Origin of the sequence: Afipia sp. Root123D2 (genome assembly GCF_001425835.1) — a bacterium.
Taxonomy (GTDB): Bacteria; Pseudomonadota; Alphaproteobacteria; order Rhizobiales; family Xanthobacteraceae; genus Afipia.
This window is the reverse complement of sequence record NZ_LMDP01000001.1, coordinates 51249-73048: the sequence shown is the minus strand read 5'-3', so window position 1 is coordinate 73048 and position 21800 is coordinate 51249. Positions and strand designations below refer to the sequence as shown.

The following is a 21800-nucleotide window of genomic DNA, read 5'->3' as shown; positions in this document are numbered from 1 at the left end:
TTTGCAACAAGTTCTGACGGAAGCAACACGAACTGTTCCATCAGGGAGCAGTTTCGCAGAAGGGGTGTGAGAATGCGGAACTACCTGAATCGCCGTTCCGGCTTCGATCGGACGCTGGCGGCGATTGCCGCGACCTTCCTGTCGATCGGCGCAGCGTCGCTGGCCCACGCCGACCCGGCCAAGACCTCGGCCGACCTCGCCATCGACGCCGCAGTGCCGATGCCCGAACCGGCCAACGTTCCGCCTCCAACCGCCGCCGATTTCAACCCCGTTGCGCCCGTCGCATCCGAAGCACCCAAGACCACTGAGGCGCCCAAGACCACTGAGGCACCCAAGACTGCTGAGACGCCTGCCGCCGATACATCGAAGGCTCCGGCGGCGACCGCCACCGCCCCCTCTTCTGCTCCCCCTGCGAACGAAACCGCCACCGCGCCCGCAGCTGCACCGGCAGCGACCCCGTCCGCTGCGGCGTCTCCCGCCGAGGCAACGTCATCGATTGCCGCCGCCGATCAGCCATTCGCCGACAAGCTGCGCGATCTGGTCACCACCAAGAGTGCCAAATATTTCGATCGCAAGGCCGAGCGCGTTGCCGTCGAGGCGTTCTACAAGGATCGCAATTACGCACCGCTGTGGACCGCAGGCAGCGCACCCTCGGCACAGGCCAACGGCGCTATCAGCCGGCTGAAGGACGCCGCTTCTGACGGTCTTGATCCCGCCGATTATCCGGTGCCGAATTTCGCCGCAGCCAACACGCCGGAGGCCCAGGCCGAAGCTGAACTCAAGATCACCGCCAGCATCCTCGACTACGCGCGCCATGCCCAGGCCGGCCGGATGCACTGGTCGCAGGTCAGCGGCGACATCCTGTATCCCGAACACAATCCCGAGCCGGCCGAAGTTCTGGTCAATGTTTCGACCGCGAAAGATGCCTCCGCCGCGCTCGATTCCTACAACCCTCCGAGCCGCGACTATCAGGCGCTGAAGGCGAAGCTCGCCGAATTGCGCGGCGTCACCGAAACGCCCCAGCACAAGTTCGAAGACGGTGCGACGTTGCGCTACGTCAAGCCGCGCAAGGGCTCGGACGCAGAGCCGATGGACGATCCACGCGTGCCGGCGCTGCGCGCCCGGCTCGGCATCACCGAGAATCCGAACGATACGCACTACGACGCCACCGTTGACGCCGCGGTCCGCAAATTTCAGGCCCAGAATGGCCTGAAGGCGGATGGCATCGTCGCGCAGAACACGATCCGCGCGCTGAACGGCGAGCGGAAAGATCGCAAGGTCGACATCGTGCGCGTCAACATGGAGCGCCTGCGCTGGCTGCCGCGTCATCTCGGCGCCAAGTCGCTCGGCGATGCCTATGTCATCCTCAACATTCCGGACTACTCGCTGAAGGTCATGCACAACGGCAAGCAGGCCTGGAAGACCCGCGTCGTGGTCGGCAAGGTCGGCAAACATGCGACCCCGCTGCTGACCGAGACGATGAAGTACATCACGGTCAATCCGACCTGGAACGTGCCGCCGTCGATCATCTACAACGAGTATCTGCCGGCCCTGCAACAGGATCCGACAGTGCTCGACCGCATGGGCCTCAAGATGAGCCGCAACTCCGACGGCAGCATCCGGATTTCGCAGCCGCCTGGCGAAGCGAACGCGCTCGGCCGCATCCGCTTCAACTTCCCGAACAAGTTCCTGGTCTATCAGCACGACACGCCGGACAAGAACCTGTTCGCGAAGGAAACACGCGCCTACAGCCATGGCTGCATGCGCGTGCAGAATCCGGACCAGTACGCCGCGACCCTGCTCGGCATCGCACTGCCGAAGGAAAACTATACGCCCGAGAAGATCCGCAGCATGTACGGCCGCGGCGAGGTCAACATCAACTTGCCGACCCCGATTCCGGTCAACATCGTCTACCAGACCGCTTTCGTCGATGACGCGGGCAAACTGGAATTCCGCAACGACATCTACGGCCGCGACGCCAAGATGATCTCGCTGCTCAACGGATCCGGCAAGAACCTCGAGACGGTCATCGCCCATTCGCAGCCGACCTACACCCGGCCGACCAATGTCCGCGTCCCCGGCGAGAGCTTCGCCGACAGTTCGGGGCCGAACCTGTTCGAAATGCTGTTCGGTGGCGGGCGGCCGCAGCGTGAGGAACCCCAGACCCGCCGCCGGGTCTATCGCTGACCCGCGATCCGGCCGGATCGGCCGGACGAAATTTCCGGTGAATACCGGACCAAAAGGCCCCGCCAACCGACGGGGCCTTTAACATTTTGAAATATATGGGGATTTAGCGCCAAAACAGGCTTCAACGAGTATCAGGGCGCCGTTTGTTAACCTGTCGTCCACCATCGACCGCCGGAACCGGCCAAGAGGCTGTCATCAAGGCGCTTTTTTGCCATACTCGGCGCGTTAGCTCACAGTGCGAGCGGTGCGGGGCCGTAGAAATCCGTTAACCGTCCGGCGTTAAGACCGTATTCATCCTCTTCCGTTGCGTGGGGTTGCGGAAGAGACCTCGACAGACAGACGTCCAAACGGGATTTTAAGTGGCGGGCCGCTTTCCACGCAGCTTTGGTTTTGTGCCGCGGCGCGACTCGTTGCGCGCGGGCCTTGCGACGGCGCTGCTTCTGGCAGGCGCCGGGACCGTGCATGACGCCTCCGCTGTCGGCGACACCCGCACCCTGTCCTTCCACCACACCCATTCCGGCGAAAACCTCACCGTCACCTTCAAGCAGAGCGGCCGCTACGACTCCGATAGCTTGAAAAAGCTCAATCACTTCCTGCGGGACTGGCGCAGCCAGGACTCCACCACGATGGACCCGCATCTGTTCGACATCCTCTGGGAAGTCTATCGCGACGTCGACGCCAAGCAGCCGATCCAGATCATTTCCGCCTACCGCTCCCCCTCAACCAACGCCATGCTACGCCGACGATCGTCCGGCGTCGCGCGATCCAGCCAGCATATGCTCGGCCATGCGATGGACTTCTTCATTCCCGGCGTGCCGCTGGAGCGGATTCGTTTCGCCGGCCTGCGCCTGCAGCGCGGCGGCGTCGGCTTCTACCCGACATCGGGATCGCCGTTCGTCCATCTCGACACCGGCCGCGTGCGCCACTGGCCGCGCATGACCCACGACCAGCTCGCGCGCGTCTTCCCCAACGGCCGCACCGTGCATGTGCCGTCCGACGGCAAGCCGCTGCCGGGCTATGAGATCGCCATGGCCGAAATCGAGCGGCGCAAGAGCGGCGAAACTACTGCCGGCTCCGGCAAGCCGACCTTCCTGGCCTCGCTGTTCAGCCGCAAGCAGCAACCGGCCGCCGTCGAGGATGACGATGAGGGCAATGCGCCTGCCGCCAACACGGCGAAGCCGGGCGTGATCGCCAGGGCCGCCGAGACCATCAAGGACAAGGCCGAGACGATCCGGGAGCGGATCGCCGAAGCTGTGCCGCTGCCGCGCGCCAAGCCCAGATCGCTCGAAGCAAAGGCAACCGCGACCTACCAGACCGCCAGCTATCAGGTCGCCTCCGCCCTGCCGCAGGACGTGACGCCGCCGCCATCGGCGAAGCGGCAGGCTACCAGCGCCAAACAGCCGCTGACGCCCGCCGATATCATCAACACCCGCGCCTTCTGGGATGATTCCATCGCGATGCCCAAGCAGGCCTCGCCCGAGCAGATCGCCGCCCTGCGCGCCCGCACCGCGGTGACCGAGGCCGATCCGCAATCGACCGCCAGCCTGCCGCGCGAGGTCGCACAGGCGCTGGCTTACGCCCCTCCTCATGAGCAGCGCGCTCAGGTCGTTGCCGCCCGCGCGCCGATGCCGATGACTCCGCGCCAGCGCCTCGCCGCCACCCACGCTGCCGTCGAAACCGTCGTCGCAAAGAGCCGGTCCGGACAGCCGAGCGCCATCGCCACCATGGCGCAGGTCACCGCCGCCTCGCAGATGAACCACACGTGGATGCGGGCGATGATGATGACCCCGAACGTCACCACATCGCTGTCGTCCACGATCTGGGGCGATCGCGACATGACGGAGTTGGCCGTCCACTTCATCAAGCCGGATCGCGCGGTGGCGATGACGTTCAACGGCGATCCGCAAATGGGCATCGTCTGCGGACAATTCACCGGCTCGGCGATGGCCACGCTGTCAACGACAACGTTCCTGCAGCGCACCGCGTCGCTGCGCTGATCCGTCCGCCCCTTCCACAATCGTCCGTTTGAAACTGCAGCACGATTGCGCGCGCCGCCGTGCTGACGCAACCTGTCCGCAAGCCACGAACAGGAGAAGCGCACCGTGTCCTTCACCGAGATCAAGTACGACGTCACCGACCGCGTCGCCGTCGTCACCCTCAACCGCCCCGACCAGCTCAATGCCTGGACCGCGGTAATGGGCAAGGAGGTCCGCAAGGCGATGGAGCGGGCCGCAGCGGACGACAATGTGCGGGTGATCGTGCTGACCGGCGCAGGCCGCGGCTTCTGCGCCGGTGCCGACATGAAGCGTCTGTCCGGCATCAGCGCCGCGGGCGGTCTCACGGAAGAGGCCGATCCGCCGTTCGACGCGAATTCGCGGCCGGATTTCCAGCGCAAGAACACTTATTTTCCGGCGATCCCGAAACCGGTGATCGCTGCGGTCAACGGCCCATGCGCCGGACTCGGCATGTGCTTCGCGCTGTTCTGCGACATGCGCTTTGTCGCCGAGGGCGCCGTGTTCACCACCGCCTTCGCACGGCGCGGCCTGATCGCCGAGCACGGCATGAGCTGGACGCTGCCGCGCCTGATCGGCCTGTCGGCGGCGACCGATCTTCTGATGTCGGGACGCAGGGTGGCGGCGGACGAAGCGCTGCGGCTTGGGCTCGCCGATCGCGTCTATCCCGCAGCCGAGCTGATGCCTGCTGTGATGGCCTATGCCAAGGACCTCTCCGAGCTGTCGTCGCCGCGCTCGCTGCGCGTCATCAAGCGGCAGTTGTGGGAAACCCCGATGCAGACGCTGAACGAGGCGATGGATGTCGCCGATCGCGAGATGGCGCTCAGTCTGGCAAGCGACGATTTCAAGGAGGGCGTGAAGCACTTTGTCGAGAAACGCGCGCCGGCCTTCACAGGCAAGTAATGCGATAGAGGCGCCCGGCGCTCTAGTTGTTCAAGGGAACCAGCAGCGTCTCGCCGGTTGCAACAAGAGCCTCTTCGCCGTCGCCGTTGACGGCAAAGAGCTCCGCTCTGGCAAATATCTGCTTACGCCCGGCTTGTATCGTCGTCCCCTTCGCAACGAAGCGATCGCCGACGGCCGGCTTGAGACAATTCATCGAGAAATGAGATGCTGTCACGCCGCCGACAACGGTTGCCGCGGCAAACCCGCAGGCCGTGTCCAGAAGAGCCGCGATCATTCCGGCATGAAGATGACCCGCGTATTGGGTCAGGCCATCGTGCCACATCATCACGATTTCCGCGCTGCCACCGCCTGCAGCGGTCACCTCGAATCCCGCCAGCCTGTTCAGAGCGGCGGACGCGTTTGCATCGGCGAGTTGCTGCATGGTCAATCCGCGCGCGGTCATGGCGACTTCCCTCTCACGCACCGATCGAAACAGGCAGGGCATCGGCAAAAACCGGTGCGCGCTTTTCGAAACCGGCCCTGACTGCTTCCGCATGATTGGGGCTGCGGAGAAGCCTGCTCTGTTCCTCGGTTTCGGCAGCGAGGATCGCCTCGGCGCCGACCGACGCGGCCTGATTGAGCAGCCGTTTCGCAGCACGGATGGCGTCCGGGCTTCGTCCCGCGATCTCGCGCGCAGTCGCCAACGCCGCCGTGCGGGGATCCGCGACCAGCCGCGTGGCAAAGCCGAAGGTCATCGCCTCTTCGGCGGAGAATATCCTGGCGGTATAGGTCAGCTCGCGGATCACATCGTCACGAACAAGCCCGCGCATCAACTGGGTGCCCGCCATATCGGGAACAAGCCCCCATTTGGTTTCGATGATCCCGAGACGCGTGCCGGGCGCGACGTAACGCAGGTCAGCACCGAGAGCGAGTTGAAAGCCTCCGCCCAGGGCAACGCCGTGAACCGCCGCGATCACCGGCACCGGCAGCTCACGCCACGCCCAGACGATATGCTGCACGAAATTGGCAATGCCATGCGTGCGCCTGATCAGACCGGCGAACGGCAGGATGTCTTCACCGCCGGCCGACGCCGCCATCCTCTCGACATCAAGGCCGGCGCAAAAGGCTCCGCCTTCCCCGGAAAGCGCGACCGCGCGCACTGATGGATCTTTTCCGATCGCGGCGACAGTGTCGGCGATCGCTTCGAACATCGCCGGGTCGAGCGCGTTCATCTTGTCGGCGCGATTCAACCGGACATCGGCGACGCCACCGGCAATCGTCAGAAGGACACGATGTGTCATGACACCAACTCCCTTGGTGCGGTGGTCAGCTGCGTAGACGCAACCCGCTCAATGGGCCGGGCTGTCCAGCCGCCAGACGCCGCCAACACGCTCGACCACTGTCGGCACAAATCCGAAGGGTTCAGGCGTCACGCCCCGAATCCACAGTTCCATGCGCTCGATGGTGATCTCGATAAAGATGGCGTTCAAGCGGTCGGCTTCGTTCGGGAAATAGCGGCCATAGGCCTCCTTCCACCGCGACGCGACAACGGCAGGATCGGTGATCTTCGCTGCCCTGCTGGAAAACGTCGCATAGGCCTCGCCGGGCTCGCGCTGGACAATGACGATCACGTTTCCGGCGCGGTCGATCTCCGATGATTTGCGCGAACGACCATCGGTGAGAAAAACCAGCTTCCAGTCGTGATCGCTGTTCTCCAAAGCAACGACCCCCATCGGCCGCGCGGTCACAGTCCGGTCCGGTCGTGTGATCAGCCAGCAATTCCGGACACTTCCGACCAGCGCAGCGGCGCCGGCAAGGAGCCGAGCAACGCCTTCATCGTCACCGTCATATTTTACCGCAGTCATCACGCAAACCTATCAACAGATTTCCGGTATCCGGGGTCATAACACTTGCAGACCGATTAGTCTAGACTATATAGTTTAAAACAATGGGCCGACCGTCTTTCGATAACAACGACTTTTTCACCGCTGCTCGGGAACTTGCGTGCAAGTTCGGCCCGGGCGCGGTGACGGTCGATCTGATCATTCAGCGGCTGAAAGCGCCCAAAGGCTCGTTTTATCATCGCTTCGCGTCCCGAGACGCACTGCTTGGCGAACTCTGGCTTGAGACTGTGCTCGCCTATCAGACAGGATTTGTCGCAGCGATCGAGTCGGGCGACGGACTGGCGGCGGCGCTGCACACGCCGTCATGGGCACGCCGTCACCTCGACGATGCGCGACTGCTGTTGCTGTACAGCCGGCACGACTTCGTACGCGGCGAGTGGCCGGCGGAACTCAAACGCGGTGTGCGGGAACAAGCCGAACGGTTCGAGGGATGCCTCGCAACCTTTGCACGCGCCACCTTCGGCCGGGCGGGTGCCGCGCAATTGCGGCGAGCGACATTCGTGCTCGCGGAAGTACCGATCGCCGCCATCAAGTCTCATCTTGAGCGGCGCGAGCCACCGCCACCGCTCGCCGACGAGTTGATTACGACAACCTACCGGGCGATCGTTGAAAACGGGCGCGGCTAGCGGTTCTCGCTTCTGATAAATCAGAAGCGAAGCTCCAGGCTTTTATTTGACGCGTTTTCTTCAGGCGACCGGTATCCACCCTCGGGTCTAGCCGAGGGCATGCTTCGCTCGAAAACGCTGTAGCGCGCTCACAGCATCCCGAGCGCCTGCATATAGGTTTCGAGGATGGTTTCCTGCTCCTCGCGCTCGTTGGCGTCCTGCTTGCGCATCCGCACGATGGTGCGCAGCGCCTTGACGTCGAAGCCGTTGCCCTTGGCTTCGGCATAAACGTCACGGATGTCGTCGGAGATCGTCTTCTTCTCCTCTTCCAGCCGTTCGATGCGCTCGATGATGGCCTTGAGCTGGTCCTTCGCGAAACGGTGCGCGGTCTCTTCCTGGACGGCGGCGGCAGCAGTGGCCATCGGGTACTCCTGATCAACTATATTTTAGAGGTGAGCGCGGGTTAGAGGCGAGCACGCGCCGGGCCGGAGCGAAACTCCGGCGGCCTGTCGGCAACGTGTCGTCTGAAATTCACACTCGGGAGTGGCGGGCTTGCCGTCAAGACGCGCCCGCACTCATCCACAGCGACCCACAGGGGAAAAATTTTGATGCAACGGCGCCCCCCGAATTGGCTTGCCTGTGCGGTTTGCGTGGTGGCGAGGTTGGCCATTACTGTCACCGCCGGGCATTGCCGTTCGAAGAACGGCGTCGCTTCGCTCGCCTATGTCCCGGTGATCCCGATAAGGCGGGTACCGTGCGTCCCTAGTCGGGATGGCCGGAACAGGTCCGGCCATGACAACGGAGAGGACCGAGCGCGGACGCGCAACCTCCGCCAATCAATGCGAGGGGGCGTTTTTCTTCATCGCGTCGAGCTGCGCCGGGCTCGCCTCGGCCTGATATTTCGCCTTCCAGGTCTCATAAGGCATGCCATAGACGGCCTCGCGGCTTTCGTCCTTGGTCATGGCGAGGCCCTTTTCGTCAGCGGCGTCCTTCATCCAATTCGACAGGCAATTGCGGCAAAAGCCCGCGAGATTCATCATGTCGATGTTCTGCACATCGGTGCGCTCGCGCAGATGTGACACCAGGCGGCGAAACACCGCCGCTTCCAGTTCGGTCCGGGTCTTGTCGTCAATGGCCATGGCGTTCTCTCGCTGCTGTCCAACATTGCGGTGTTTAGTGCCCTATACATGGGGCGGCATGGCGCCGTTGTCACATATTTTGCCATATCACGTGGCAAACAGAGCCTTGGAGGCCAATTTCACCCTCCACGCCGTTGACAGGCCGGACAGGGTTGCGTGAAATCACCAATCGATTGATATACCTTGATTAAATGAAAACAAGCGATTCCCGCCCCTCCCGCCTCTCCCTCCGCTGCATCGCCCCCGCGCTGCTGGCGTGTGTGATCATGGTCACCACGCTGTGCGCGTTCACCGAACCGGCGGCGGCGGATTTCCGGCTCTGCAACAACACATCGAGCCGGGTCGGCATCGCGCTGGGCTACAAGGACAATGAGGGCTGGGTCACCGAAGGCTGGTGGAACGTGTCGTCGCGTGGCTGCGAAACCCTGCTCAAGGGCACGCTGATTGCGCGTTACTATTACATCTACGCCATCGACTACGACCGCGGCGGCGAGTGGTCGGGGCAGGCTTTCATGTGTTCGCGTGACAAGGAATTCACCATCCGGGGGACCGACAACTGCCTTGCGCGCGGGTTCGACCGCACCGGGTATTTCGAGGTCGACACCGGCGAGCAGCGGGCGTGGACTGTGCAATTGACTGAAACCGGCGAACAGACCGTACCGCGCACGCCAGGCTTGCCGGGAATGCCCAATGCACCCGCGACGCCGGGCCAGCCGCCCAGTGTGACGCTTCCGGTGCCGGGGCAGGCGAAATGAGACGTCTGCGCCGTATCAAGATTCTCGCCACCCTCGGCCCGGCATCCTCCGACAGCGCGACCATCCGCAAGCTTTTCGAAGCTGGCGCCGACGTGTTCCGCATCAACATGAGCCACACGCCGCACGACAAGATGCGCGAGCTCATCACTACCATTCGCAACGTCGAGGGCAGCTATGGCCGCCCGATCGGGATTCTGGTCGATCTGCAGGGACCGAAGCTGCGGCTCGGCGCCTTCGCCGAGGGCGCGATCCAGATCAACAATGGCGAGACCATCACGCTGGATCTCGATCCCACGCCCGGTGACAAGACCCGCGTGCAGTTGCCGCATCCGGAAATCCTCAAAGCCCTGCGGCCCGGCCACGCGCTGCTGATCGACGACGGCAAGCTGAGGCTGATTGCCGAGGAAACTTCACCCGATCATGCCGTGGTCCGCGCGGTGGTCGGCGGCCGGATGTCGGATCGTAAAGGCGTGAGCCTGCCGGACACCGACCTGCCGATGTCGGCGATGACGACGAAGGACCGCGCCGACCTCGAGGCAGCGCTCGAAGCCGGCATCGACTGGATCGCACTGTCGTTCGTGCAGCGCGCCGATGACGTGCTGGAGGCCAAAAAGCTGGTGCGCGGCCGCGCCGCGGTGATGTCGAAGATCGAAAAGCCGCAGGCGATCGACCGCCTCGCCGACATCATGGAAGCATCCGATGCACTGATGGTGGCGCGCGGCGATCTCGGCGTCGAATTGCCGGTCGAGCGCGTGCCGGGCCTGCAGAAACAGATGACGCGCATGGCGCGGCGCGCGGGGAAGCCCGTCGTGGTCGCAACGCAAATGCTGGAATCGATGATCCTGTCGCCGGTGCCGACCCGCGCCGAGGTCTCCGACGTCGCAACCGCCGTGTTCGAGGGCGCCGACGCCATCATGTTGTCGGCGGAATCGGCAGCCGGCAAGTTTCCGGTCGAGGCGGTGATGACCATGGATCGCATCGGCGAGGAGGTCGAACGCGACCCGACCTATGCCGGCGTGATCGCCTCACAGCGTCCCGCACCGGAAGCGACTGCCGGCGACGCCATCGCCGACGCCGCAAGGCAGATCGCCGAAACGCTCGATCTGTCCGCGATCATCTGCTGGACCAGTTCGGGCTCGACCGCGATCCGCGTCGCCCGCGAGCGGCCTCGGCCGCCGACAGTGGCGATCACTCCCAATCTCGCAACCGGGCGCAGACTCTCACTGGTCTGGGGCGTGCATTGCGTGATCGCGGAAGACGCCCACGATCAGGACGACATGGTCAGCCGCGCCGGCCGTATCGCGTTCCGCGACGGCTTCGCCAAGGCCGGTCAGCGCGTCATCATCGTCGCGGGCGTCCCGCTCGGCACGCCCGGCACCACCAACATGGTGCGCATCGCCTATGTCGGCCCCGACAGCGACGCGGATATGTGACGCGCCTGGAATCTGCAGCGAAATCCTGATGCCGTTGAAGGCGCGCCTGGACGCGCTTTTGTCACGCTGCATCGCGCCCGGGGCACCATCCTTCAGCAAGCGTTACGCTGCGTTTGCCACGCGCTCGTATCGCAGCACCAGCCAGCCGAACAGCAGCATAGCGGCCAGCACGATGATCGAGCCAACTCCCGCGAACGGTTCGCCGCTGGGACGGCCGCTGTGGATCATCGCCACGCCGACGGTGAGGATCGCGACGCCGGCAACCCAGATGAAGACCTGCAGGCGGGCGATCCGTGCCACGTCCAGCGCCGGATGCAGGCGATAGAAGATTCCGAACAGGAACAGCGACACCCAGCCCAGCAGATTGAGATGGGCGTGGGCGGGCATCGCGGAATGATCCTGCGATATGGCCATATCGATGCCCCACGCCATGCCGACGATGGCCATGGCGATGGCGATCAAAAAACTCAGGGATGATGCTTTCATGATAAAATCTCCGGCGGATCCGATGGAGTCCTGATAAACGCCGGACCTAATCATGAGCCGGATGCGGGAACAATGTGGATATTGTTCACCCGCTGGAGCGCTCCCTGCTCATTGCCGGATTCCGTAGTTAGCAAAGCGCACCCACCGGGGCGCACGCCAACTTTGCGGGGCTTTTAAGGATTCAAACAGCCGGCGATGATCTCAAGCCGCCTGATCAAGGTCAGGCCGTGGGGGGTCGGTCGGAACCGCTTGCTGCACAGTCCGGACGGTCTCCTCGACCGAGCTCTGTGAAATCCGCATCAGCCGCTGCGCTTCCTCGCCGTACTGGGTGAAAGCGTCGAGCCAGAACCGGGCATAGGCCTGCTGCATGTCGGGCACTGACTTGCAGGCATGAAGCGTCTGGAAGAAGCGGTTGTTCTCACCCAGCCGGGTACCGATGAATTCCGCCCATTCCTTTCCGATGGTCTGCACGGTCTCGCTCAACCGCGCGTTGAGTTTCGCCCCTTCCGACAGCATGGTGCCGTTCATTTCGTTCAGTCGTGAGAAATCGAACTGCGAACCAACATTCGCCGGCGCGCGATTGCCGTTTGCCCTGTTATCGTTTGTCGTTGTGCCTGTCATTGCTTCCGACCTTCATTGTGTGAGCCAGAAAAGGACGCGTGAGCCAGAAAAGACGTCCGAGGAATCGCCAGTCGATCATTTGTTGATGGCAGTTCGATGAAGTGCGATGCACCTTGCAGAAAATTTTTCGAGACAACACCTCACCCGCTGTTTTCAAAACGTTAGCTTGCAGCGAAAGCGAGTCAACAAGTCAGCGTCTCTGACCTGATCACCGATGACTCAATCACCTGGCAGCAGCGGCGGCGTTCGATGAAACTTTCGTAATCATCGTTTCGATCTCACGCACGATCAGGTCCGGTGCCGCATATTGCGGCATGTGGCCGACATTCGGCAACACGATCAACTTCGCGCCGGGCACGGCTTCGGCAAATGGCCGTGAATGAATAGCGGTCGACACCGTTCTGTCGGCATCGCCGGCAATGACCACGGCCGGCACCGTGATATCCCGATAATGAGGGGCCTGTTTGATGACCTCGGCTTTCAGAGTCACCAGATCCCACGCGTTGTTGAGATAGGTTCGCGGCCGCAACACCAGCGGAACCTGGGTTTCGCGCCAGAAATTCGCAGGCGATGTTTGCGGACTGAAAACATAATTGATCCCTGACTGGATCAGAAACAAACCGAGCGGCAGCGGCAAGGTATAGGCCAGGACCGGGCCGAGGATCGGAACCGTCGCGAGCTTGTTGAAGGCGCCGACGCCGCCGGACCACGGATAGGCAACAGGCGATAGCATCACGACGCCGGCGACGCGTCTCGGATAACCCAGCGCCAGATCAGGCATCAGCGCTCCGGCCCAGGAATGGCCGACGAAGATCGCCCGTTCGATCCCAAGCTTGACGAGAGCCGCGTTGATCGCCGCGCTGTGGTCGGCAAGACCTGAATCGGTTGCGCGGTCGCGCGTCGACCGGCCGACGCCGGGCCGGTCGATCAGGATAACGCGATGGCTTTTCGCCAGCATCTCTCCGAGCGGATGGTGCATGGTTTCGAGCGACGATGTCGCGCCGTGGATCAGCACCACCGGCAGCCCGGGCGCGTCGCGTGGGCCAATATCCAGAACATGCAGCCGGGCGCCAGGCACATCGATGAATTGCCCGCGCGGCGGATAGAGGCGTTCGAGTACAAATACGCCAATCTGCGTCACCACCGCGAGCAAGAGCAACGCGGTGGCAAGGCCGGTCAATGTCATGAGGGGAATCCGGAGAAACTTACGCACTCCGCAGGTACGCGTGGGCGCATCAGCGGTTTCAGAAAAACGACCAGGCTAAATATCCCGGCCCTCGACCTTCTCGGACAGGCTTTTCACCATCTCGGGAATCTTGTCGAGGTGAGGATTGATGGCGAGCGCCTTGCGGAACGCATCCAGCGCGCGGCGGTCGTCGCCGGTTTCCTGCAGGATCATGCCCAGCCCCGCCAGCGCACCGAAATGGCGCGGTTCGCGGATCAGCACCTGACGGATGTCCTCCATCGAGTGTTCGTAGTCGTTCTGCAGGTAATAAAGCGTCGCGCGCCGGTTCCAGCCTTCGATGTAATCCGGCCGCACCTTGACGATGGCATCGAGCAGTTTCAGCGCGACGTCGTAATCCTTGTTTTCCATGGCGGTGCGGGCGCGCGTCATCAGCAGGGTGGCCGTGTCGCTCGGCGTCGCCGTCCATAGCGCCCAGATCCGGGCCTCGACCGCCTTGGCGCTCTCTTCATCCGGCGCGGCCTTGAGCGCGCCGAAGAGAAAATCGAGATTCCGGGTTCGTGGACCGCGCTGGGGCGGCGTCTTGGCCGGCGGTTCCGGCATCGCTTTCGGACGATCCTGCCGCTCGATCTTCGGATCCTGCGCCGACGCCGGCGGCACGGCGAGCGCCGTGGCTGCGATAGCCGCAGCCAGAATCGTCAAAACCATGGAGCGAGGTGCCATGGACGAAGTCTAGACATGGAAACGCCGCCTGCAAAGCGCGGCGGCGTCAAAGACGTGTGATGATGTCAGCCGGAACAACAGCCGCGACGGTGCCGCGACGCGCCCAGCCGTAACACTTCAGCCCTGGCGGGCCTTGAAGCGGCGCTGGACCTTGTTGATCACGTAAACCCGGCCCTTGCGGCGGACCAGACGGTTGTTGCGGTGACGGCCGCGCAGGGATTTCAGCGAATTACGGACCTTCATGGGACAATGCTCTCTGAAAGGCCGTGCAGCGACAGGCCGAGTTTGCGTTTGTGACCGGTTTGGCAATATCCCGCGGACGCGAGGCCCCTGCGAGACAGGCGGTTTCTATGCCAGACCGGGCCGGAATGTCAATCCAATCAAGGTGTTTTCTCGCACCGGCAGACCGTGGCGGCGATCCGGCCGGAATCGGCACGCTTCAGCTTGAACGCTGAAATCGCAGGGAAAAATCAAGCAATAGCCGTTCCGGATCGGCAAGGGCGGCAGGCAGAGCGCTTTCATCCCCGGCGAAATTTGTTATAGGATATAATCAATTCGCCGAAACCCCGAAGCCGGAACCCGCCGATGCTCAATCTCGACGACGTCCTCGCCATCGACATCCACACTCATGCCGAGGAGCCCTGCGGGCTGCACGCCGACGACGGCTACGACGATTTCCAGGCCCAGATGGCGGACTACTTCAAGTCGCCGAACAAGCATCCGCCGACCGTGCAGGAGACCGCGGCCTATTACCGCGCCAAGAACATCGCCGCGGTGATCTTCCCGGTCGATGCCGAGCGCGAGACCGGCTTCCGCCGCTACAACAATTACGAAATGCTCGAGGTCGCCTCGGAAAACAGCGACGTGCTGATTCCGTTCGTCAGCATCGATCCGCACAAGGGCAAGCTCGGCGTTCGCGAAGCGCGCAAGCTGATCGAGGATTACGGCGTCAAAGGCTTCAAATTCCATCCGACCATGCAGGGATTCTACCCCAACGACCGCATGGCCTACCCGCTCTACGAAGCGATCAATGACGGCGGCGCCATCGCGCTGTTTCACACCGGGCAAACCGGCGTCGGCTCCGGCATGCCCGGCGGCATGGGGATGCGGCTGAAATATTCCAACCCGATGTACATGGACGATGTCGCGGCGGATTTCCCCGACCTCAAGATCATCCTCGCGCATCCTTCCTTCCCATGGCAGGAGGAGGCGCTGTCGGTCGCAACCCACAAACCGAACGTCTACATCGATCTCTCCGGCTGGTCGCCGAAATATTTCCCGCCGATTCTCGTGCGCTACATCAACACCATCCTGCAGGACAAGATGCTGTTCGGTTCGGACTGGCCGGTGATTACACCGGACCGCTGGATGGCCGACTTCGCCAAGCTCGAAATCCGCGATGATGTGCGGCCGAAAGTGTTGAAGGCTAACGCGCGCAAGCTGCTCAACATGTGAGACATGAATCCGGCAGCCTATTGAAGCCGCCGTTTTCGCATCGTCCCTCATAAGTCTGGTTGCAAACACGCCGCCCGCCCCTGCATGATCGCGCCTGAACGACGCGGGGATCAAGATCATGGCGACGACATCCGGCACGGAGAGCGGCGGCGGCGCTGGGGCGCGAACTGATAGCGCCGTATTTTCTCCGGTGCCGCACACCGAGCGCGTTGCCGTGCTGAGCGAACTTCACGCCCGCCCGTTCGAGGCCGTGACCTCGCCGTGCCGCGCCATCCGCTTCGCTTTCCTCACTGACGCCGCGCAGATGAGCGCCAACGCCGAGGCGTTGACCCGGTTCTGCGCCAGCCATCAACTCACCGGCCTGTCAGCCACGGCGAAGCATCGTCGCATTGCCTTTCCCGACGCTATCCTGCGCTGGGAGCAGCACAGCGAATTCACCACCTACACCTGGCTGCTGGAAAACGGCGCTGCCGGCAACGGCACCGCCCTGCCCACCATTGTCGCCTCGACCATGACCGAGATCGGCCAGCCCGGCGCACATCTGGTGTCGATCGATCTGCAGGTCAGCAGCGGCAGCGCGCCCGATCTGGCGCAATTGTTCGACCCGTCATCGCTTGCGGCATCGGAGGTGCTCGACGGCCACGCTACCGTCGCCACTGACTTTCAGGTCAATGCCGGCGGCTTCGTCCGGTTCCTGGTGCACAATCACGGGCTGACGCCGGTCGAGACCGGCGGCCTCGTGCTGCGGATTCTGGAAATCGAAACCTATCGCTGTTTCGCGTTGCTCGGTCTGCCGCAGGCGCATCGCATCACGCCGGTGATCCGCAATGCGGAAGATCGCCTCACCCACATCATGACCGTGATGACGAACGGCGGCAGCGGGCTGGAAACCAATCGCGAACTGCTCGACGAAATCACTTCGCTCGCCGCGCGGATCGAGGCGGACGCTGCGATCGCCGGCTATCGTTTCGCCGCCAGCGCCGCCTATGATGACATCGTGCGCCAGCGGCTCGAGGTGATCGGCGAGAAGGCGTTCGGCGGCTGGCCGACACTGGCCGAATTTCTCGGGCGGCGGCTGAACCCGGCGATGCGCACCTGCCAGACGCTCAACACGCGCATGCACGATCTCAACAAGAAGCTGACCCGCGCCGCCAACCTGCTGCGCACCCGCATCGACGTCGAGATCGAACAGCAGAATCGCGACCTGCTCTCGGCGATGAGCGAACGGGCGCGGATGCAGCTACGCCTGCAGCAGACGGTCGAAGGCCTGTCGGTTGCGGCGATCAGCTACTACGTCGCGAGCCTGCTGCACTATGTGTTCGAGTCGATGGCGCATTACTGGCCGATCGACGCCACGGTCGCCACCGGTGTCAGCATTCCGTTCGTGGTGATCGCGCTGGCGATCCTGCTCTGGCGCGTCAAGCGCAGCCACGGTCACGCCTGACGTCGCCGTATCGCTCTGCTAGCCGGTCTTGCCGAATGCCTTGCGCAATTCGCCCTTGGCTGCTTCCAGTTTTTTCTTGCGTGTCGCCGGTAAATTCTTGCCGGCCCGGTTGATGTAGAACACCAGCATCGACATCGCCGAACGATACGGATCGCTCTTGCGGCGGTCGCTATGCTCCGCCGAACGCTTCAATGAGCGCGCGATCGCCTTCGGGCTGTCGAGCTTGAACACGTTATGCCTGAGATCGAGCGCATCGCTTTCCCGGGTAACCCGGGCTGACCACTTTCGCGCCGCGCCGCGTTTTGTTACGCGCGCTTTCCGGGATGCTGTCTTGCGGCGTGCGTGCTTGTGAGTTCCGTGGGTTTTGGGCATGGTGCGGCTTCCCGCCATTGTTATGCGCCCGCGCCGTGCGGGCGACCTCCATCAGGACAACGTCATGAGTGTGGAATCGGTTCGCGCCTTCTTCGCGGAAAAAGCACCGGACGTCGAAGTCCTCGAATCCGACCAGAGTTCCGCCACGGTCACGCTCGCCGCGGAGGCTTTCGGCGTCACGCCAGCCGAGATCGCCAAGACGCTGTCGCTGCGCGTCGCAGATCGTGTCCTGCTGGTGGTGACCTGCGGCACCGCACGGCTCGACAATAAGAAGGCCCGCGCCGTGTTCGGCGGCAAGCCGCGCATGCTCAATGCCGAGGAAGCGCTTGAGGCCACCGGCCATCCGGTCGGCGGCATTTGCCCGTTCGGCCTGAAGGACCCTCTGCCGGTCTACTGCGACGTATCGATGAAGCAGTTCACCGAGGTGGTCCCCGCCGCCGGCTCGATCAACAGCGCGGTGCGGATTTCGCCGCAACGCATGGCCGACCTGACCAACGCCGAATGGGTCGATGTCTGCGAACCGCCGCGCGAGAGCAGGACATCCATCACTGAACCGCTGAACGCCAACTAATCGGGAGAATCAAGATGGCTTACAAAGCCGCCGTGTTCGACGCCTATGGCACGCTCTACGATACTCAATCCGTCGCCGCGATCACCGAGGAAACCTATCCCGGATACGGTGACATCGTCACCCAAATCTGGCGGCTGAAGCAGCTTGAATACAGCTGGCTGCGTACGCTGATGGACCGCTACGAGGATTTCTCGGTCGTCACCCGTGACTCGCTGATCTACACGCTGAACCTGCTCGGGTTGAAGCATGACGATGCCGCGTTCGCACGGATCATGGACAAATATGTCCATCTCGATCTCTATCCCGATGCGAAAGACACGCTGGGCAGGATGAAAGGGATCAAGCTCGCCATCCTGTCCAATGGCAGCAGCGGCATGCTCAACGATCTGGTGCGCAACACGGGGCTCGACAAAATTCTCGACGCCACCATCAGCATCGACTCCCAGCGTGCGTTCAAGCCGCACCCGAGGGCCTACACCCTGATCGAAGCGAAACTCGGGGTGAAGCCGAGTGACGTGCTGTTCGTATCGTCAAATCCGTTCGACGTCAGCGGCGCGAAATCCTTCGGCCTCAACGTGGCGTGGATCGAGCGCGTCACACCGCAGGCGATGGCGGCGGAGTTCAAGGACAGCCGGCTAATCCAGCCGGTGTCGATGTTCAAGGCGATCCGGATGCAGATGGATCAACTCGGCTTTGCGCCGGACCACCGCATCGCGTCGTTGTCGGACCTGCCGAAGCTGATCGGGGCGTAGCTCTCACCTCCGATTTCGCCGGAGGATGCGATCCTTTCCCCTCTTCCCTTGTGGGAGAGGAAAAGGAGGGCGTCACATCGTGCCGCGATTTACGCCTGATCCTTGAAATACGGCTCGACCGGGCCGGAGAATTTCATCGTCACCGGATTGCCGTAGCGGTCGCGCGCCGAGCCGACCGCCATGCGGACCCAGCCCTCGCTGACACAGTATTCCTCGATATTGGTCTTCTCGACGCCCTTGAAGCGGATGCCGACATCGCGTTGCAGAACCTCGGCGTTATAGTACGGGCTGCGCGGATCGGTGGAGAGGCGGTCTGGCAGTTCGTCGCTCATCGGATTCTCTCTTGTCATCACGTGGTTGTGCAGCGTTTACCGTTGTTGGCACGGGAGTTCAACACGCAGCAGATTGCCGAAAGCGACCGCTGACTACGTCAGTTCCGTGAACAGCCCGGCCATCAATCGCCCGCGTTCGGCAAGGCTGTCGACGAAAATGTGCTCGTTCAGCGTATGCAGCGCGGCGCCGCGCACGCCCAGTCCATCGAGCGAGGCCAGATCCATCGGGCCGGTGAAATTGGCGTCCGATCCGCCGCCGACGCTGGAATGGGGCAGACCGAGACCGAGCGTGCCGGCGATCCGCTTCGCGGTCTCGTAAAGCGCCATGGTCTTGGCGTTCGGCTCCCACACCGGGCGCGTCACGCCGCGCTTGACGATGAAACGGCCATTCTCGTCGTCGCCCTTGGTCAGCGCGAGCATTTTCGCCACGCCCTGATCGAGGTCGGATTGTTTCTTGGCCATCGACAGCGCCTGCCCAGTGCAGGAGCTTGCAACGCAGTTCACCCACTGGCCGCCATGAATGACGCCGACGCTGAATGTGCAATCCGGTGTCGTCATTGAATCGATCACCGGGATCATGTCGGCCATGATGCGGATCGCGGAACGCCCGTCGGCGAGCAGCGCCCCGGCGTGGCTCGGCCGGCCGATCGCTTCGAGATCGAATCGCGCGATGGCATAGCGCCCCGTCACCACGCCACCGTCGTTGCGCGACGGCTCCGGCACCAGAATGTATTTGTGCCTGACCGCCTCAGCCTCGATCATCTCGCGGGTCGAGGCGCTGCCGATTTCCTCGTCGCTGGTGAACAGGAACGTCACCGGCAGCGGTGTCTCGATATTCGCCTTCTGCAACTGCCGCAGGGCTTCGAGCGCTGCGAAGTTGCCGCCCTTCATGTCCATGATGCCGGGACCATAGCATTTATCGCCGTTGCGCCGCCACGGCAGCGCCTTCAGTGTCCCGACCGGATGCACGGTGTCGAGATGGCCCATCACCAGAATGCCCGGTGCTTTCACCGTGTGCGGAAAGCTGGCGCGGATGCAGTCGCCGAATCCCATGCGGCCGGGAATACGCTCGATCGACGCACCGCTGGCGGCGAGATCGCGCGCCGCGAGGTCCATCATCCGGCCGACCGCTTGCGCATCATAGGTCGGGCTCTCGCATTCGACCCAAGGCTTGAGGCCCGCCAGCATCGCATCGGTGTCAAACGGCAACTGCATCAGGTCGATCATGAGGCCTCCCGGGCTTTTGTTGTTCGGCTTATTGTCGGGCGCCCGCTCAGTATCCCAGCGCGACGCCGTCCTTGCGGTGATCGGTTGCACCGAGCAGCGCCCCGCGTTCGTGGTCGATCCAGATCGCCTGACAGCCGCCGAGCGGCATGTCCGGCCAGCGTACGTCATGGCCGCGCGCAGCGAGTTCGTCGCCGACGCTTTTCGGCAAGGTCGATTCCAGCGAGAGAACGCCGTCGAACGCAAAGGAGCGCGGCGCTTCGGACGCGGACTGAATGTCCATGCCGAGATCGAAAATGTTGGAGAGAAAATTGGCATGGCCGGTGGACTGATAATGTCCGCCCATCACGCCGAACGGCATCACGCTGCGTTCTCCCTTCATCAACATGCCGGGAATGATGGTGTGCATCGGCCGCTTGTTCGGCGCCAGTGCGTTCGGATGTTGGGCGTCGAGCCGGAAGCCCCAGCCGCGATTTTGCAGCAGCACGCCGGATTTCGGCGCGTAGATGCCGCTGCCGAACGGATTGAACAGTGAATTGATGAACGATACCGCATTGAGATCGCGATCCACCACCGTCACATACACCGTGTCGGTGTGTTCGATGTCGTCCCAGTCCACCGGCGCCGAGGCCTTCTTCATATCGATCTTGCTGCGGATCGCATTGATCGTGGCGTCGGACGTGAAATGCGCGACATTGATTTTAACGTGCGCCGGATCGGCGAAGAACGCATCGCGGGTGCGATAGGCTGCCTTGGTCGCTTCCGCCAGCAAATGAATACGATCGACCTGGGACAGCGCCTTGATGTCGTAGCCTGCTAGCGTGCGCAGGATCATCAGCGCCGCCAGCCCCTGCCCGTTCGGCGGACATTCGTAGACGTCGTGTCCGCCATAGGATGTCGAGATGGGCGTCACGTCTTCCGAGGTGTGCGCGGCAAAGTCCGACACGCTGTGCGAGCCGCCGAGCTTCTGCAGTTCGCTCGCCATCTCTTCGGCAATCTCGCCTTCGTAGAACGCCTTGCGGCCGTCGCGCGCGATCTTCCGCAGCGTTTTCGCCAGCGCCGGCTGATCACGCCGGTCGCCAATTCCGGGGGCGACTCCACCGGGAAGAAACTGCGCCTTCGCCGCGGCATTGCTTTCCAGCCGCGCGCGGAATTTGCTCCAGTCGAGCGCGACACGCGGAGTGATGCGAAAGCCGTTTTCGGCGGCGTCGATAGCAGGCTTGAAAATCTGTTCCAGCGACATGCTGCCGTGCGTGGCATTGAGCCGGCACCATGCATCGATCGCGCCGGGGATCGTCACTGCGTCGGTCGAGTTGGGTGCGATCTCCTTCGTGCCGCTGGCGAGAACCTTCGCGAGATCGGTGTTGGCGGGCGTGCGGCCCGAGCCGTTCAGGGCCACCGGCTTGCCCGCCTTCGGCGAAACAATCACGAAACAGTCACCGCCGATGCCGGTCATCTGCGGCTCGACGACGCCTTGCAGTGCAACAGCAGCAATCGCGGCATCCATGGCATTGCCGCCGGCTTTCAGAATCTCGATCGCGGCCAGCGTCGCCTGCGGATGAGACGTTGCGGCCATGCCGCGTTCGCCGACGGCGATGGATCGGGATGGAGCGATGAAATTGCGCATAAGAGAGAGCCTTCCGAAATGAACGCGCGGCACACTAGGACATGATCGCGCAAAGTGGAAACCGGTTTTCTGAATGGATCATGCGCGCAAAAC

The 21800-nt window shown here is 63.0% G+C and carries 24 protein-coding genes; 10 read left to right on the top strand and 14 right to left on the bottom strand.

The genetic code is table 11. The features are described 5' to 3' along the window. The first annotated feature begins 72 nt into the window (after positions 1-72). The 3 genes from ASC80_RS00350 to ASC80_RS00340 all read left to right on the top strand — a co-directional run bounded on the left by ASC80_RS00350 (position 73) and on the right by ASC80_RS00340 (position 5102). The gene (locus tag ASC80_RS00350; protein WP_056291751.1) at positions 73-2187 is read left to right on the top strand and encodes a L,D-transpeptidase family protein; all 2115 of its coding nucleotides are present in this window, start codon (positions 73-75) and stop codon (positions 2185-2187) included. Between the two features lie 359 nt (positions 2188-2546). Next, entirely contained in the window at positions 2547-4184 is a 1638-nt protein-coding gene (gene mepK / locus ASC80_RS00345; RefSeq protein WP_056291749.1) for a peptidoglycan L,D-endopeptidase MepK, read from the top strand. Positions 4185-4289: 105 nt separating this feature from the next. Continuing rightward, positions 4290-5102, top strand: a complete 813-nt coding sequence (locus ASC80_RS00340) for an enoyl-CoA hydratase (protein ID WP_056291748.1) — start codon at positions 4290-4292, stop codon at positions 5100-5102. 22 nt (positions 5103-5124) lie between these two features. Here ASC80_RS00340 and ASC80_RS00335 read toward each other — a convergent pair whose 3' ends face one another. Genes ASC80_RS00335 through ASC80_RS00325 form a run of 3 tightly spaced genes read right to left on the bottom strand, consistent with a single transcriptional unit; the run spans position 5125 to position 6946 of the window. After that, a complete protein-coding gene (locus tag ASC80_RS00335; RefSeq protein ID WP_082512357.1) occupies positions 5125-5544 on the bottom strand; it encodes a PaaI family thioesterase in 420 nt (139 codons plus the stop codon). Positions 5545-5557: 13 nt separating this feature from the next. Next, positions 5558-6382, bottom strand: coding sequence for a crotonase/enoyl-CoA hydratase family protein (locus ASC80_RS00330; RefSeq protein WP_056291745.1), 825 nt, complete (start codon positions 6380-6382; stop codon positions 5558-5560). Between the two features lie 48 nt (positions 6383-6430). Further along, the gene (locus ASC80_RS00325) at positions 6431-6946 is read right to left on the bottom strand and encodes a pyridoxamine 5'-phosphate oxidase family protein (protein WP_056291743.1); all 516 of its coding nucleotides are present in this window, start codon (positions 6944-6946) and stop codon (positions 6431-6433) included. Positions 6947-7029: 83 nt separating this feature from the next. On the opposite strand from ASC80_RS00325, the gene ASC80_RS00320 reads away from it, so the two are divergent. Then, positions 7030-7611: a TetR/AcrR family transcriptional regulator gene (locus ASC80_RS00320; protein ID WP_056291742.1), complete on the top strand. Its 582-nt coding sequence runs from the start codon at positions 7030-7032 to the stop codon at positions 7609-7611. Between the two features lie 128 nt (positions 7612-7739). On the opposite strand, the gene ASC80_RS00315 is transcribed toward ASC80_RS00320, so the two are convergent. Beyond that, positions 7740-8012, bottom strand: a complete 273-nt coding sequence (locus ASC80_RS00315; protein WP_056291739.1) for a DUF2312 domain-containing protein — start codon at positions 8010-8012, stop codon at positions 7740-7742. A gap of 414 nt (positions 8013-8426) precedes the next feature. Further along, on the bottom strand, positions 8427-8729 hold the full coding sequence (locus tag ASC80_RS00310) for a DUF1244 domain-containing protein (protein WP_056291736.1): 303 nt from the start codon (positions 8727-8729) through the stop codon (positions 8427-8429). Between the two features lie 191 nt (positions 8730-8920). Here ASC80_RS00310 and ASC80_RS00305 point away from each other — a divergent pair, with 191 nt between their 5' ends. Both ASC80_RS00305 and pyk read left to right on the top strand, forming a co-directional pair. Then, positions 8921-9484, top strand: a complete 564-nt coding sequence (locus ASC80_RS00305; protein ID WP_056291734.1) for a DUF1036 domain-containing protein — start codon at positions 8921-8923, stop codon at positions 9482-9484. Next, positions 9481-10917 (top strand): pyruvate kinase, encoded by a 1437-nt coding sequence (gene pyk, locus ASC80_RS00300; RefSeq protein WP_056291731.1) that lies wholly within the window; start codon positions 9481-9483, stop codon positions 10915-10917. Before ASC80_RS00305 ends, pyk begins: the two co-directional genes overlap by 4 nt. Positions 10918-11019: 102 nt before the next feature. Here pyk and ASC80_RS00295 read toward each other — a convergent pair whose 3' ends face one another. From ASC80_RS00295 to ykgO, 5 genes are all read right to left on the bottom strand, one after another. After that, the gene (locus ASC80_RS00295) at positions 11020-11403 is read right to left on the bottom strand and encodes a hypothetical protein (RefSeq protein ID WP_056295363.1); all 384 of its coding nucleotides are present in this window, start codon (positions 11401-11403) and stop codon (positions 11020-11022) included. 201 nt (positions 11404-11604) lie between these two features. Beyond that, complete coding sequence (locus tag ASC80_RS00290) at positions 11605-12024, bottom strand: phasin family protein (RefSeq protein WP_056291728.1); 420 nt, start codon at positions 12022-12024, stop codon at positions 11605-11607. 223 nt (positions 12025-12247) lie between these two features. Further along, positions 12248-13210, bottom strand: a complete 963-nt coding sequence (locus ASC80_RS00285) for an alpha/beta fold hydrolase (protein WP_056291725.1) — start codon at positions 13208-13210, stop codon at positions 12248-12250. Between the two features lie 75 nt (positions 13211-13285). Continuing rightward, positions 13286-13930 (bottom strand): tetratricopeptide repeat protein, encoded by a 645-nt coding sequence (locus tag ASC80_RS00280; protein WP_056291723.1) that lies wholly within the window; start codon positions 13928-13930, stop codon positions 13286-13288. Positions 13931-14047: 117 nt separating this feature from the next. Beyond that, positions 14048-14173: a type B 50S ribosomal protein L36 gene (ykgO, locus tag ASC80_RS00275; protein WP_002718645.1), complete on the bottom strand. Its 126-nt coding sequence runs from the start codon at positions 14171-14173 to the stop codon at positions 14048-14050. 342 nt (positions 14174-14515) lie between these two features. Between ykgO and ASC80_RS00270 the strand changes: the two genes are divergently transcribed. Together ASC80_RS00270 and ASC80_RS00265 are read left to right on the top strand one after the other, a co-directional pair. Beyond that, positions 14516-15385, top strand: coding sequence for an amidohydrolase family protein (locus tag ASC80_RS00270; protein ID WP_056291719.1), 870 nt, complete (start codon positions 14516-14518; stop codon positions 15383-15385). Positions 15386-15503: 118 nt separating this feature from the next. Beyond that, positions 15504-16829, top strand: a complete 1326-nt coding sequence (locus tag ASC80_RS00265) for a DUF3422 domain-containing protein (protein ID WP_056291717.1) — start codon at positions 15504-15506, stop codon at positions 16827-16829. Positions 16830-16847: 18 nt separating this feature from the next. Here the strand turns inward: ASC80_RS00265 and ASC80_RS00260 are convergent, their stop codons facing one another. Beyond that, positions 16848-17201 (bottom strand): DUF3175 domain-containing protein, encoded by a 354-nt coding sequence (locus ASC80_RS00260; protein ID WP_056291715.1) that lies wholly within the window; start codon positions 17199-17201, stop codon positions 16848-16850. A 64-nt stretch (positions 17202-17265) separates the two neighbouring features. Here ASC80_RS00260 and ASC80_RS00255 point away from each other — a divergent pair, with 64 nt between their 5' ends. Together ASC80_RS00255 and ASC80_RS00250 are read left to right on the top strand one after the other, a co-directional pair. Continuing rightward, positions 17266-17772, top strand: coding sequence for a YbaK/EbsC family protein (locus ASC80_RS00255; protein WP_056295360.1), 507 nt, complete (start codon positions 17266-17268; stop codon positions 17770-17772). A 14-nt stretch (positions 17773-17786) separates the two neighbouring features. Next, positions 17787-18524: a haloacid dehalogenase type II gene (locus ASC80_RS00250; protein WP_056291710.1), complete on the top strand. Its 738-nt coding sequence runs from the start codon at positions 17787-17789 to the stop codon at positions 18522-18524. 89 nt (positions 18525-18613) lie between these two features. On the opposite strand, the gene ASC80_RS00245 is transcribed toward ASC80_RS00250, so the two are convergent. The 3 genes from ASC80_RS00245 to ASC80_RS00235 form a co-directional block, all read right to left on the bottom strand. Next, the gene (locus ASC80_RS00245; RefSeq protein ID WP_056291708.1) at positions 18614-18856 is read right to left on the bottom strand and encodes a DUF3297 family protein; all 243 of its coding nucleotides are present in this window, start codon (positions 18854-18856) and stop codon (positions 18614-18616) included. A gap of 93 nt (positions 18857-18949) precedes the next feature. After that, the gene (locus ASC80_RS00240) at positions 18950-20083 is read right to left on the bottom strand and encodes a M20/M25/M40 family metallo-hydrolase (protein WP_502690925.1); all 1134 of its coding nucleotides are present in this window, start codon (positions 20081-20083) and stop codon (positions 18950-18952) included. A gap of 46 nt (positions 20084-20129) precedes the next feature. Continuing rightward, the gene (locus tag ASC80_RS00235) at positions 20130-21707 is read right to left on the bottom strand and encodes a gamma-glutamyltransferase family protein (RefSeq protein ID WP_056291705.1); all 1578 of its coding nucleotides are present in this window, start codon (positions 21705-21707) and stop codon (positions 20130-20132) included. Positions 21708-21800 lie beyond the last annotated feature (93 nt).